This is a genomic window from Kangiella taiwanensis (assembly GCF_020005165.1).
In the GTDB taxonomy this organism is placed as follows: Bacteria; Pseudomonadota; Gammaproteobacteria; order Enterobacterales; family Kangiellaceae; genus Kangiella; species Kangiella taiwanensis.
In genome coordinates, this window is the sequence record NZ_JAHCLT010000001.1 from 510,322 (window position 1) to 522,279 (window position 11,958).

At 44.6% G+C, this 11,958-nt stretch carries 13 protein-coding genes; 6 read left to right on the forward strand and 7 right to left on the reverse strand.

Annotated features, from left to right (window positions below):
- The first annotated feature begins 215 nt into the window (after positions 1-215).
- Positions 216-1,091 (forward strand): DUF4382 domain-containing protein, encoded by an 876-nt coding sequence (locus KFK88_RS02490; protein WP_223577076.1) that lies wholly within the window; start codon positions 216-218, stop codon positions 1,089-1,091.
- Positions 1,092-1,127: 36 nt separating this feature from the next.
- Here the strand turns inward: KFK88_RS02490 and KFK88_RS02495 are convergent, their stop codons facing one another.
- On the reverse strand, positions 1,128-1,964 hold the full coding sequence (locus KFK88_RS02495) for a hypothetical protein (RefSeq protein WP_223577077.1): 837 nt from the start codon (positions 1,962-1,964) through the stop codon (positions 1,128-1,130).
- A 46-nt stretch (positions 1,965-2,010) separates the two neighbouring features.
- A complete protein-coding gene (locus KFK88_RS02500) occupies positions 2,011-3,834 on the reverse strand; it encodes a choice-of-anchor B family protein (RefSeq protein ID WP_223577078.1) in 1,824 nt (607 codons plus the stop codon).
- A gap of 129 nt (positions 3,835-3,963) precedes the next feature.
- Here KFK88_RS02500 and KFK88_RS02505 point away from each other — a divergent pair, with 129 nt between their 5' ends.
- Complete coding sequence (locus KFK88_RS02505) at positions 3,964-5,040, forward strand: alpha/beta fold hydrolase (protein WP_223577079.1); 1,077 nt, start codon at positions 3,964-3,966, stop codon at positions 5,038-5,040.
- Positions 5,041-5,053: 13 nt separating this feature from the next.
- Here the strand turns inward: KFK88_RS02505 and KFK88_RS02510 are convergent, their stop codons facing one another.
- The 3 genes from KFK88_RS02510 to KFK88_RS02520 all read right to left on the reverse strand — a co-directional run bounded on the left by KFK88_RS02510 (position 5,054) and on the right by KFK88_RS02520 (position 8,539).
- Positions 5,054-6,247: an NAD(P)-dependent malic enzyme gene (locus KFK88_RS02510; protein WP_223577080.1), complete on the reverse strand. Its 1,194-nt coding sequence runs from the start codon at positions 6,245-6,247 to the stop codon at positions 5,054-5,056.
- A gap of 161 nt (positions 6,248-6,408) precedes the next feature.
- Positions 6,409-6,987 (reverse strand): HvfX family Cu-binding RiPP maturation protein, encoded by a 579-nt coding sequence (locus KFK88_RS02515; RefSeq protein ID WP_223577081.1) that lies wholly within the window; start codon positions 6,985-6,987, stop codon positions 6,409-6,411.
- 49 nt (positions 6,988-7,036) lie between these two features.
- Positions 7,037-8,539, reverse strand: a complete 1,503-nt coding sequence (locus tag KFK88_RS02520; RefSeq protein ID WP_223577082.1) for an FMN-binding glutamate synthase family protein — start codon at positions 8,537-8,539, stop codon at positions 7,037-7,039.
- 185 nt (positions 8,540-8,724) lie between these two features.
- Between KFK88_RS02520 and KFK88_RS02525 the strand changes: the two genes are divergently transcribed.
- Both KFK88_RS02525 and KFK88_RS02530 read left to right on the forward strand, forming a co-directional pair.
- A complete protein-coding gene (locus tag KFK88_RS02525; protein ID WP_223577083.1) occupies positions 8,725-9,339 on the forward strand; it encodes an RNA polymerase sigma factor in 615 nt (204 codons plus the stop codon).
- The gene (locus KFK88_RS02530; RefSeq protein WP_223577084.1) at positions 9,333-9,569 is read left to right on the forward strand and encodes a zf-HC2 domain-containing protein; all 237 of its coding nucleotides are present in this window, start codon (positions 9,333-9,335) and stop codon (positions 9,567-9,569) included. Before KFK88_RS02525 ends, KFK88_RS02530 begins: the two co-directional genes overlap by 7 nt.
- Positions 9,570-9,620: 51 nt before the next feature.
- Here the strand turns inward: KFK88_RS02530 and KFK88_RS02535 are convergent, their stop codons facing one another.
- Entirely contained in the window at positions 9,621-9,932 is a 312-nt protein-coding gene (locus KFK88_RS02535; protein WP_223577085.1) for an outer membrane protein assembly factor BamE, read from the reverse strand.
- 127 nt (positions 9,933-10,059) lie between these two features.
- Between KFK88_RS02535 and fur the strand changes: the two genes are divergently transcribed.
- Together fur and KFK88_RS02545 are read left to right on the forward strand one after the other, a co-directional pair.
- Positions 10,060-10,461, forward strand: coding sequence for a ferric iron uptake transcriptional regulator (fur, locus tag KFK88_RS02540; RefSeq protein WP_223577086.1), 402 nt, complete (start codon positions 10,060-10,062; stop codon positions 10,459-10,461).
- Positions 10,462-10,878: 417 nt separating this feature from the next.
- Positions 10,879-11,649, forward strand: coding sequence for a hypothetical protein (locus KFK88_RS02545; protein ID WP_223577087.1), 771 nt, complete (start codon positions 10,879-10,881; stop codon positions 11,647-11,649).
- A gap of 81 nt (positions 11,650-11,730) precedes the next feature.
- On the opposite strand, the gene KFK88_RS02550 is transcribed toward KFK88_RS02545, so the two are convergent.
- Complete coding sequence (locus KFK88_RS02550; RefSeq protein ID WP_223577088.1) at positions 11,731-11,952, reverse strand: RNA-binding S4 domain-containing protein; 222 nt, start codon at positions 11,950-11,952, stop codon at positions 11,731-11,733.
- Positions 11,953-11,958: the final 6 nt, after the last annotated feature.

Below are 11,958 nucleotides of genomic sequence, written 5' to 3' on the forward strand. Positions count from 1 at the left end.
TACGGAATCTATAGACCCATTCCTATGGCAATGGGTCTTTGTTGCTAAAAGATATGATTAATAAATGTAAAGACATGTTAAATATCAATAAACAGTGATTAAGTTCTATATTTAAAGTGTTTAACCATAAATAGTTCATATTTTGGAAGTCAGCATATTTTATGTTTAAAGGGGTGTGGTAGCCTTTGTATCAAATTGTAGATAGGAGTTTGAACATGAAAAAACTATTAAAACTAAGTGCTTTAGCAACCAGTGTCGCGTTGGCACTAGTCGCCTGTAAATCTGATGATGATCCTGAAAAAGGTAAACTAGCCGTAGCAGTAACCGATGCTCCCGTTGATGGCGCTGAAGCGGTTGTAGTGCAGTTCACTGGTGTAGAAATTCAAGGCCCTGGTGGCCCGCAAAGTTTTGATTTTAATTCTCCAAAAACCATCGACTTATTAGAGCTTACAGGGGATGAGTCATTGGAGCTTCTGGCTGAAACTGAATTGGATGCAGGGGAATATCAGTGGATGCGTTTAAAGGTAAACGCAGAGCGTGGCGTAACCGACTCTTATATTGATATTAATGGTGCCCGCTACTCATTATTTGTCCCAAGTGGCAGTCAGTCAGGCTTAAAATTGAACCGCCCCTTTGTTATTGCTGCTGGTGGCTTAACAGACTTTACGATTGATTTTGATTTACGCAAGTCAGTCCATGAGCCACAGAATGATGCCGAAGATTATTATTTACGCCCAACTTTAAGGATTGTTGATAATGCCCAAGTTGGACACATTAACGGCCTGATTGACCCTAATCTAATCAATGCCGAAGGGTGTACGGACTCTAGCGCTGTCTACTTGTTTGCAGGTGCAGATGCAGAAGTGGATGATGTCGATGCAAACGAACCTGAGCCTATCACAACGGGTCTTGTGGAAGTAAACAACGACGGTGGCTTTGTGTATGAAATTGGTTTTGTATTAGCGGGTGATTACACTTTAGCGTTTACTTGTGAGGCGGCTAATGATGACCCAGAAACCGATGATGTCATAAACTTCACTACTCAGAATGTAACAGTTACGGCTGACGGTACTGTAACCGTAGACTTTTAATTCATCTTTGTCGAAAGTTTAAGTGGTAAAGGCACCCTAAGTTGGGTGCCTTTTATTTATCAGGCTTTTGCCTAACTTAATAAATAGAAATAAAAACAATAACGGGAATAAAATGTTCTGCACGATGAAAATCGTGATGAGTTGAATGACGCTTTGGCTAGCCTGCTCAGCGGCAGCTTGGTACGCGGCAATTTGTTTTTTTACATCCAGCTGATCGGCTGCTTCGGAGAACCAGCGTTTGGTTTTTTCTAGTGCAGACAGTTCTTCTTGTAGCTCATCCTCATCAGGAGTGTTTTGGCGAATTTGGTTTTCGGTTTGCTCTAACCCTGCACTTGCCACTTGATAGTCTTCAGCCAGAAAGCCTTGGTATAAAGCTTCTGAGCCCAGCGCCATGAGTGGAGTGGCGAAGCGGACTAATACGAGAAACAAGGCTAACTTGAGTACGAAGGGATGAGCCTCTCGTTTTTTGTGATGTTTGAGTAATAGATAGAAGGCCGTGAATACCCAGAAGCCAATAATGAACAGGTTAAAGAGTGACCAAGCACCCATTGCCAGTAGTAATTTTTGGACGCCGATAGCGCTGGCTGTGACTAACATGACGACGGAAAAGCGTTCAATTAAATCATTGATTGGGTCGAGGATTTCACCGGGCGACAAAGTCAGGCCAACGCCTGCTGGCTGCATGGCGATTTCAGCTTCTTGCGCCACTGAAATTAAACCGTTCAGTCCTCTCGCTACAGCAAAAGCCACTAAACTTCGTTTCAGTGCTTGGTCGGTATATTGTTCACCATGATAGTCGAGAGCTTTGCTACCTGCTAACAAGCTTGCAATCGCCAAACTGATAATGATGAGCCATAAGTTAATAATTTTCATAGGCAGTATAGAAAGCCTTAGGCTAAGCCCCTAAGGCTAAGGTTTATTAAGAATGTTTAGCCAGTGATAATTGTCTGCGATTAAGAATACAGATCGCTAATAACAATAAGAGTATAAGCTCAACAGGGCCGCCACCGCCGCCTGAGTCGTTATCTTCTGCCGGTGGTGTCGTCGGTGTATCGGGCTGTGAAGATCCAGGCCCTTCATCACCGATGTTGCTGTTATCTTTTAAGACGAATAAACCGTTAGAGATATCGCTAACCAAAATTTTGCCACTTGGTAAGTATGGGAAGGTACCCCAAGCGCCATCAAACTGCGGGTCATTGGTCGCCGGGATTGGGTATGTGTCGAAGAAGCCAATCTCTTTGGGCTGCGTAGGGTCGGCTACGTCCAAGATAGTTAATCCGCGTTTGTAGTTGGACATATAATATTTATCACCAAGCGTGAAACCATTATGGTCAATGGCTTGGGTTTGGCCTTCATATCGACCAACAACTTGTGGCGACGTAAGGTCACGAATATCCATAACGTAAAGACGAGTGTTAACTCCAAGGTTGCGTTCATCCAGCTCGTCTTGGACAAAGATGTAATTTTTATCGTTGGAGTACCAGCCTGAGTGAGTGTAACTCGCACCATCGTACGGCGTGCTGCTGATACGTACGGGCGATGATTTGTCGGTGGTGTCCCAAATATCCACGGTGTTTTCATTAAAGTCGATAAACAGCTCGCAGGGGTTATGTCCTGCGGCACATTGATCGGTACGGCTGTCGTCAATGATCATGTTGGTGGCGTCGTGAACATAGCCGGTAGAACTTGGCGTAGTGACCAACGCAGGGTTCTCAGGATCGACTAAATCAAACACACGATAAGAACCGTTGCCGAGGTTAGAACCAGCGATATAAAGATAGGGTTCATGGCCATCAAGTGCTGTGCCGTTGGTGTAATCTATGTTGCCAAGATACACATTGTGTGCCGTTTGGAAGACGTCAATGGTGTTAACCAAGCTAATATTGTTCGGTGCGTCGCTTAAATCGATGACTTGTAAGCCACCTTGACCTTCCGTGGTGACATAAGCATAGGCCTTATAATTGCCACTAGCATTATCAAGGTACTGATAAACCTTAATATCACGCCAAGTACTGTTAACACCCGCAACAGTTCCAACTTCTGTTGGGTTATCTGCGTCAGTAACATCGATTAGGGTCGTACCATTAACTACGGCTAATAAAGCATACTCACGATTATTATTAAGATCGACATAACCCCAAATATCACTCGCACTTGAAGGGCTACTACTGATTGAGGCTAATGAAAATTGTGAGACAAGATCGACTTGGTAGCATGGAAAGTCATCAGCGTTACCGTTGGTGCAAGCAATCTGCTTTTTGTTCGTGCTGTTAACCTTCTGATAACGCTCCAGCATGTCTAAGTATTCAGGTTTGACCCTAAACTCTTGATTGCCTTTGGTGTCTTGCAGCAGGCGAAAGCCTTTCTTGCTCAGCTGATCGCGGTACTCTGCAGGAAGGCCAACAATAGTGGTGATGTGCTTTTCAGGGTTCTGTTTCTTATAGCCGTTGTTTTGAGAGAAACCACCTTTCACCGCCACCATATCATTCAGTAAATAAAAGATATCCATTTCCTCGGCGTAGTATTTGCCGGATGCGACATAGATTTTGTCGCCTTTGCTTGACTCGTTAACCGCATAGCTGATGGAAGCGCAAGGCTCGCTCGGTTTAGAGCAGTTACCTTGGTCGACACCATCGACTGCGACATAGCGAATGGGGTGGGCGCCACTGTGTGCTGAAGCAGGTTCGGTACTAAAAAACGCCGTACAAAAAGCAAGCAGGCCCAAGGGTAGAACTCTTTTCATTGGTGACTCCTAAAATTGTCTATTTTCCAGCCTATAACAACAACTTGGCTTTTTCCATGAAAAAAGTCTGTTAAAAAGAACCAAAAGTGATTATTTTGTAAACAAGGATAATAGCTAATGGTTTGATTTATGGGCTTATTTTCTCAGCATAAAAAATACATTGCGTTCATCTGGCTTGGTATTGTTATAAGCTTTGCAACCACTGCCAGCAACGCGAGCTCTGAGCTGCCAGCAATACCACTACAGAGCCATTTGATTAAAGTGAGTGGTCATAACATCCACGTTCATCAAAAAGGAAAGAAAAGTCACAAGGAACAACCCTTGCTCATACTCCTATCAGGGCCAACCGACAACTGGCATAGTGATAGCGCTTGGTGGGCCTTGGCACAAAGTGTCTTGGCGGAACGTTATCAAACCTTGTCGATTGATCGAGCAGGGCAAGGGTGGTCACAAAAAATCGATCACCCTTCATACCGCCAGTTTGCGCAAGACCTCAAGGTACTTTTAGCACAAGGGAGCTTGCTCGAACCGAGTGAGGAGTTTGTTTTTGTGGCCTTCGCCAGTTCGAATCTATCGTTGAATCTATTGCTGGCTGATCCTTCTATTAAGAGCCGGACCCGTGGTGTGGTATTGATTGACCCGGACGTGTTAACGCCACATTCCATCGAGCACTACACTGGCGAGACTGAAGGGTATAAACAAGGTTGGCAAGGGCTGGAAGATTATATTCGTGCAGGGAAATATGATGCACGTATTGAGGAAAAGCTTGCGGCCGAGCGCCAGCATCTGGAATCGTTGATCCCACAAGAACATGCTGGGCACATGGACTGGGACTATTATGATGCGATAACAATGATTCGCAGAACACGTGACTATCAAGTGCACAAGTTTTTAGAAGCGAGTGTCTATAAAGAGGACCTAGAGGCGGCAAAGAAACAGGGGTTCCCAACTGAGATGCCGCTGGTGGTGTTGGATACCGACTTTGAGTCGGCTTATCTGGAGAAGCTGGAAGACGAGAAGATAAAAGCGTCTATCGCACAGTGGCGTCAAGAAGGTATTGAGAGTTTCTTTGAGATGGCCCAGAAGAGTTCATGTGGCGCTTATTGGCCCGTGAATACTCAGGAGCACTTGTTGATGATGACACAGCCAGAAATGATTGAGCAGGCCGTTGAAAAAGTTCTGGCCTGCTCAAAGGGCAAATCGTAAAACTGTCTAAGTGTTAAAGAGGGCGTTGAACGTTATCTTTAATCGCTTGCTCTCGGACCGCTTCGGCAACTTTCTGTGCAACGTTGCGGTTTAATGGATCGGGAAGAACGTGATCAGCCGATAAGTTATTCACCGCATTAGCTAAGGCATGTGCCGCTGCAATTTTCATGGCCTCAGTAATTCGAGTCGCACGAGCTTCAAGCGCACCACGGAAAATACCGGGGAAAGCTAAAACGTTGTTGACCTGATTCGGGAAATCGCTGCGTCCCGTACCAACGACCGAAGCACCTGCTGCTTTGGCTTCGTCTGGCATGATTTCAGGGATCGGGTTGGCCATAGCCAAAATGATGGGGTCATCATTCATCAGCTTGATATCGTCACCATTCAGCAAGTTACCTTTTGACACACCAATAAATACGTCTGCGTCGCGCATGGCGTCACGTAAGTCGCCATTACGATTATGACGGTTGGTGTAAGCAAGAATTTTCTTCTTTTCATGATTGAGGTTATCGCGATCCGGCGAGATGATGCCTTTTGAGTCGCACACGAGAACATCTTCAACGGGAATACAGGCTGCTTCGTCATGGCCTACGCAGCGCAGTAGCTTGGCGATCGCCGTACCTGCGGCGCCAGCCCCGTTGATAACCACTTTAAGTTCTTTGATGTCTTTGCCGGTAATTTTGCAAGCATTGATTAAGGCCGCGAGCAATACGATTGCCGTACCATGCTGGTCATCGTGGAAAACCGGAATACCAATATCCTGCAAGGCTTCTTCGATTTCAAAACATTTCGGTGCAGCGATATCTTCAAGGTTAATGCCGCCAAAGGTTGGCGCAATTGTCTTAACCGTGGTCACGATTTCTTCGACAGACTCAGCGTCGATTACCAAAGGTACGCCATCAATATCGGCAAACTCTTTAAATAGAATGGCTTTACCTTCCATCACAGGAAGTGCTGCTTCAGGGCCGATGTCGCCTAGACCCAATACCGCTGAACCATCGGATACGATAGCGACTGAGTTACCTTTCATGGTGTAAAGGTAGCTGGAGTTTTTATCTTTTGCGATATGATTGGAGACGGCAGCAACGCCAGGGGTGTAAGCGACAGAAAGATCTTCTCGATTTTGAAGCGGGACTTTGCTTTTAATGCCCCATTTGCCGCGCAAGTATTTGTGGATGTCTAACGATTTTTTGAAAAATTCACTCATGATTGTTTCGTTTCGCTCAAGGCTAGCTTTGAGAAATTTATGCGCTCTAATGATACGCTCATTGTACGGCAATTGTGGTCGGATTAGCACCGTAAAACGGGACTTATTTGGAAAAAAGCCAGTTTTCACTGGCTTAATTCATGTTTTAAACGCTGAGTGGCTTATTTGGCTTTAGGAAATGCTTTCCCTAACCAGTAATCAACTGAGAAATAGCGTCCTCCACCGGTAAAGAATAGCGAAGCCAGCATAATGAAGTAGGTTGCTGCAAACTCAATCCCGTTTTGCAAAATGGCGAAGTTACCTTTTGCTGTGAGCCAGTTATAGTTGCCGTATTCTTTTAAAATACTGCGCGCCATATCTAAGCGGTTCCCCACCTCTGGATCCGACGACTGAGCAATAGCGTACCAGCCATTATCCCAGTGTACAGCTAAAGCGGCGACCAGCATGGTGATCATCAGCGGGATAGCGGCCCAGCGTGTGGCGAAACCAACCAGAATAAAAATACCGCCGATCATTTCCGCACTTGCGGCGAGAAACGTCATGACATCAGGCATCGGCATGCCCAAGCTAGCGAACCAGTCCGAGGTGCTTGAGAAATTCTCAAACTTACGTGAACCAGCTTCGTAAAGCGGAAAGAAGAGCACAAGGCGGAATAATAAAGGTGGAATACCGTCTAAATGTTTTAAGTAATGACACACACAAGCTTGAAACTCGTGATATTTGGTTGCGATGCTACTCATAAAAAACTCCTGTTGTTATGGTATTCCTCCTATTCAACGGAGCTGCTCATCAGAGCTTTTTAGTCGGAATACTGCTTTCTTGATAAGGGTGTATCTTATCTAAAGGAGTCGATAACCCCGTTTCTGTTACAACTCTAACATGATGTCTTTTTAATCCGCGTGGTTCAGTGACGCCACACGAGTGAGCGATCATGCCCACCGCTTTGACTAAATTCTTATGATAATGGTAAACACGCTCAGCTTTATCTGGTACCACCAAACCTTTCTGTAAATCAGGATCGTGGGTGGTGACGCCCGTTGGGCACGTATTCTTATTGCACTGCAACGCTTGGATACAGCCGAGCGCAAACATGAAGCCACGTGCCGATAAGGCAAAGTCCGCACCCATAGCCAAAGCCCAAGCAACGCCAGATGGATTGATCATTTTGCCCGAACAGATCACTTTGATGCGATCACGTAGCCCTTGCTTATGAAGCACATTGAGCACCATGGGTAGGCTTTCTTTAATGGTTAGGCCAACATAGTCGAACAACGGTTGTGGCGCGGCGCCAGAGCCACCATCCGCGCTATCAATGGTGATAAAGTCAGGTGCTGATTCTGGCCCTCGGCGGTGTATTTCTTCGCACAAATCAAATAGGAAAGCATCGGTGCCGATGACGGTCTTGAAGCCAACAGGCTTGCCACTAATATCGCGAATGTGATTGATCATGTCCAATAAGTCGCTGACATTATTGATTTCAGGATGACCGTTAGGACTGATGGAGTCCTGGCCTTCAGGGATGTGACGGATTTGGGCGATTTCAGCGGTGACTTTACGACCAGGTAAAATACCGCCTTTGCCAGGTTTCGCGCCTTGAGCTAACTTAAGCTCAATCATCTTAACTTGTGGGTGTGAGCTAGCCTCTTTCAGCTTGTCATCGTCTAAACCACCCTCGTCATTACGAACGCCGTATTTAGCTGTACCAATCTGAAACACCACATCACCGCCACCCGACAAGTGGTGTGGCGACAAGCCACCTTCACCAGTATTGATCCAGCAACCTGCTTTGGCCGCGCCTTTAGCAAGTGCTTGAACTGCGACTTTGGATAAAGAGCCATAACTCATGCCCGATATATTGAAGAAGCTCTTGGCGAGATAAGGGGTGCGGCAATAAGGCCCTATTAACACAGGTTGAGACTCAACGGCATTTTTCTCTAGGGTCGGGAACTGGTCGTTTAAAAACATCACAGTGCCAGTCGGCGTGAGGTTGCGGGTAGAGCCGAAGGCTAACGTACGGCTAACATCTTTTGCTGCGCGGTAGGCCCAGTTGCGTTCGGCACGATTGAACGGCATTTCTTCACGATCCATAGCGAAGAAGTATTGGCGAAAAAATTCACCCAGATGTTCGAACCAGTAGCGGAAGTGACCAATAACAGGGAAGTTACGGCGTATTGCCTGTTTTTTTTGTGTTTTATCGATGATATAGACGATGAGGATGGTTATGAGTAATAGGCTCAGGCCCAAAACAAAGAAAAGTCCGATCCAGTTGAGCACTGTTTTAGCAAAGGCCATAAACCCCGATTCCATGAACACTTACCTCATTGACATATCTATACAATTTTTCTGTTATATTAACGCTAAAATAGTGCTTAAGACTATTAGTTCAAAGCGTTTGTACTTCGTCAGAGTAATTGAGTTTTTGCTGATAAGTCAAAAATAAACGTTAATAACTGCATTTCGGTGCTACTGGGGAACCTGTGACAGAAAAAGCGTTACCGCCTGAAGATGAGTTGGTTGAGCGACTGAAAAATAATGATGTCGTTTTATTCGAGCGAGTGGTGAAAGAATACCATTCAGCGATGTTTGGCGTGGCTTATTCGATCGCCGGCCCTGCTATTGCTGATGAGGTGGTTCAAGAAGCTTGGGTTTCGGCAATCAATGCGATCCATAAATTTGAGGGTCGCTCAGCGTTAAAGTCATGGTTAATTCGAATTACCGCCAATGAAGCAAAAACTCGCTTGCGTAAAGAATCGCGCTCAGTATCCTTAGAAGCCGTTGATGAAAACTGGGCGACGGATACACGTTTTACAGAAAAAGGCCACTGGGCAGGTGGAAATCCCGAATGGGATATTTCCTCTCCAGATGACCTGTTGGCAGCTGATGAACTTCAAGATTGCGTCAAGAAACACATGGTCAAGTTACCCGACAATCAGCAACAAATCATAAATTTAAGGGATGTCGGCGGACTAGATATGGACACAATTTGTAACATCTTGGAGATCACTGCATCTAATGCCCGAGTATTGTTACACCGTGCGCGCGATAAGATGCAGCAGGTAGTCGCGAGATTTCAGAGGACTGGAGAATGTTGAGTTGTAAACACACAATAGCCCAAGGGACTGATTATTTGGATAAAGAATTGAGCTTTTGGCGCAAGGTCGAGATGAAGATGCATCTCATGATTTGTGTCAATTGTCGGCGTTACGTCAAGCAGCTCAAGCAGACCGTCGTGATGTTATCAAAAGGTCAATTTAAACAACCGAGTGAGCAGCAAGTTGAACAATTAAAGAAGGAATATCAAGAGGTTAGTTCAAAGCAGTAGCGTCAATAAAGAGGTGTCCCTAGTAGAGTGAACACCTCGTAAACTGACCAGCTATTCTTTTTCTGGCTTAATTGTTCCTTCCATGCGCTCAAGTTTGTCGTCAGCAAAATGCAAAATAAGACGCTTAGAACGCGATTCGCCACTCGAAGGCTCTAAATAGTACAAGTAGTACCAGGTGCTGTCCTCTAAATTCGTGTTTAAAGCAGGCTTACCCAAAATAAACGCGATTTGCGACTTAGTCATGCCAGGTTCAATCTTATTCACTTCTTCTTGTTGTAAAATATTGCCCTGCTGAATCGACGGTGTGTAAACGCAAGCAGAAGCAAGAACGAGCAATAGCGATAAACAAAACAGTTTTTTCATGTGTTACCTAATTTCTTGAGTTATTAGTGATTTTAGAGGTTCTTATTTAACTTTCCAAATCACTTTATATACAATCTGCGCCCTAGTATAATCATTTTGTCGCGCAAATCTATCGGAGGATGTATTTTTGGAAAGCCAACAGTTAAAAAAAGCAGGTCTTAAAGTAACTCTACCCAGAGTTAAGATTTTGCAAATACTGGAAAGTTCCGACGAACGCCACTTGAGTGCTGAAGATGTCTACAAGATGTTGCTAGACTCAGGTGATGACGTAGGTTTAGCGACGGTTTACCGTGTCTTAACCCAGTTCGAAACCGCAGGCCTTATTACTCGTCACAACTTTGAAGGCGGCCACTCAGTCTTTGAATTGGATGATGGCGAACATCACGATCACATGGTTGATGTCGATGATGGCACAGTGATTGAATTCATGAATGACGAAATCGAGCGTCTACAGCATGTCATTGCTGAAGAACATGGCTTTGAGATTGTGGATCATAGTTTGGTTTTGTACGTTAAGAAGAAAAACTAATTTAAAAAGCATCTTTTCTTTCGAACTCTTCGTTAAAAAACTCTTCAAGGCTAGTCATTTACTTGGTGTAAACTCCTAGCCTTGCTTCGGTTTTTGCCTCGACCTCAAAAGAAAATCCAGCTTTTAGGGCTAACTCGTGGTACCAAAGGCATTTCTCTAACTGCGCACTCACACCAAAATTCTAATTTCCTCGAACTATGTCATTCTGGCGTGGAGCGGGATATTTCTCGTCTTGTTTAATTGCTTTTAGTTATTTTTTATCTAATACCTTATAACTCAAGAAGTTGTAAAGAAATCTGACTGATTGATTTTCGTACAGTTGGGCGTATACTTTTTGGCCTTGGGGATTTTTTTGATCTCTATCAAAAGCTTGCGTTTGTTGTAGTTTTTTACTCGGTTAACGAAAAGGAGTTAGCTATGAACAAGCGTTTCTATACTTTAAGCCTTCTACTGGCAGTCATACCTTTTGTCTTATTAACGACTCAAACGGCAACCGCCGCCGATGAAAAGCCACCGGCAATGGCGGAAATGTGGCACTTTAAAATTGATCCGGCGGATCAGAAAAGCTTTGAAAAAGCTCTAAAAGCACATGCGAAATTCAGAAAAGAAAAAGGTGACCCTAGAAACTGGGCAGCTTACACGCCGCATACGGGGATTATTGGACGGGACTATTATGTGCGCCATTGTTGTTTTAAGTGGAGCGATCACCAAAAATACAGTGAGTTAAAAGTGCATGAAGAGCTTGGCAATGACTGGGCAAATGGTCCGGGTAAGTATGTCAAAAAGTCTCGCCATTTTTACTCTTGGGTCGATCATGAAAACAATAACTGGCCGGAAGGCACGAAAGCGAACTTATTGCGGTTAACCCATCATAAACTCAAGCCTAACTCAGACATCGGCCCTGTGGTCAAAGAAATCTCTGACTTAGCAAAAAAGATGGGCTGGAAACGTGCTTGGGGTTGGTCTTATGAGCGTAACATGGATGGTGTTTATTTAACGCTTGCAATGCCGAGTGAAAATTTTGCCGGTTTTGAGCAACCAAAGCCTGGTTTTGAAGAAATGGCGGCAAAAGAAATTGGTAAGGACGAGCTAAAAGATCTATTCAGTCGATTTGATGAGCATGTTGATAGCTTGAGTTTCCAGATCATGAGGTTAAGACCTGAGTTCTCGGTAATGCACGATAAGTGATCGGTGATTGAATAGCCTCGAAGTGGCTTGTAGAAAAACTAGCTCACTTCGGGGCCAGACTCTTTTGGATAACTGTTTTGCTTATTCACCAAGAGTAATTTTATAAAGTTCATCCATAAACTCAATGGTATCTCCTGAGACAATTTTCTTACGCTTTTGAGTTTCTACTGCGCCATTAACTTTGACCAATCCCTCGCTAATGATCATCTTAGCCTCGCCGCCACTGCCGACGATACCCTCAAACTTAAGGATCTTGAATAATTCGACGGGTTCTTTGTTGATGATGATAGTGTCTGTTGTCATTCTTTA